The sequence below is a fragment of the Micromonospora sp. LZ37 genome, from assembly GCF_059359015.1.
Window position 1 is genome coordinate 1 of record NZ_JCADBL010000033.1, and the last position, 1,055, is coordinate 1,055.

Consider the following 1,055-nt stretch of genomic DNA (forward strand, 5'->3'; position numbering starts at 1 on the left):
GTGGGGCTGGGTCCTTCCATTTGGTTGAGGAACCACAGTCGTTGCTGGGCGAAGGACAGCGGCAGCCGGTCGGGTCGTCGGTCTGCCGGGCGAAGTGGTGGGCGGGCATGGCCGGTGTGGTCGAGGAGCCGGGCGAGTTGAGCCACGGTGGGGTTGTCGAACACGGCGCGGATGTCCAGGTCCACGCCGAGGGCTGAGCGGACCCGGCTGATCAATTGAGTCACCAGCAGCGAGTGTCCCCCGAGGTCGAAGAAGTTGTCGTCGACGCTGACGGTGTCGATGCCGAGGACGTCGGCGAACGCGGCGCACAGGGCGGCTTCGGCCGGGGTGGAGGGTTCCCGGCCCGGCCCGGCGGTGTATTCGGGTGCGGGCAGCGCCCGGCGGTCCAGTTTGCCGTTGACCGACAGCGGGAGTGCGTCGATGGTGACGATCGCCGCGGGGACCATGTAGCCGGGCAGTGCCTGTCCGCAGGCGGCGCGGATGTCGGCCGGGTCCAGGTCGCGGCCCGGCTCGGGGATGATGTAGCCGACGAGGCGGCGGTCGCCGGGTCGGTCCTCGCGAACCACGACCACGGCCCTGGCCACGCCCGGCTGCGCGGCCAGGACGGCCTCGATCTCGCCGAGTTCGACCCGGAAACCGCGGATCTTCACCTGGTCGTCGACCCGGCCCAGGTACTCCAGCTCACCGTTAGCCCGCCAGCGGACCAGATCCCCGGTGCGGTACATCCGCTCACCCGACCCGAACGGACACGCCACGAACCGCTGCGCGGTCAGACCCGCCCGGCCCAGATAGCCCCGCGCCAGACCGGTACCGGCCAGGTACAACTCACCGGCCACCCCCGGCGGCACCACGTCCAAGCGGTCATCGAGCACATACGCGCGCACGTTCCAGTTGGGGCCGCCGATCAGCGGGGCGCCCGTGCCGGAAAGCGGCCCGCTGATCGTCGTGCACACGGTCGCCTCGGTCGGCCCGTACGCATTGAACATGCGTCGGTTCTTCGCCCATGCTGCGGCGAGCTCCGGCGGGCAGGCCTCGCCGCCGACGATCAGGCACTC

At 71.0% G+C, this 1,055-nt stretch carries 1 protein-coding gene; it reads right to left on the reverse strand.

Going from position 1 to position 1,055, the window contains the following annotated elements; genetic code table 11:
* Positions 1-1,049, reverse strand: a 1,049-nt coding sequence (locus tag AC5L3Z_RS29485; protein ID WP_494846642.1) for a non-ribosomal peptide synthetase, incomplete at its 3' end; no start/stop codon positions are given.
* Positions 1,050-1,055 lie beyond the last annotated feature (6 nt).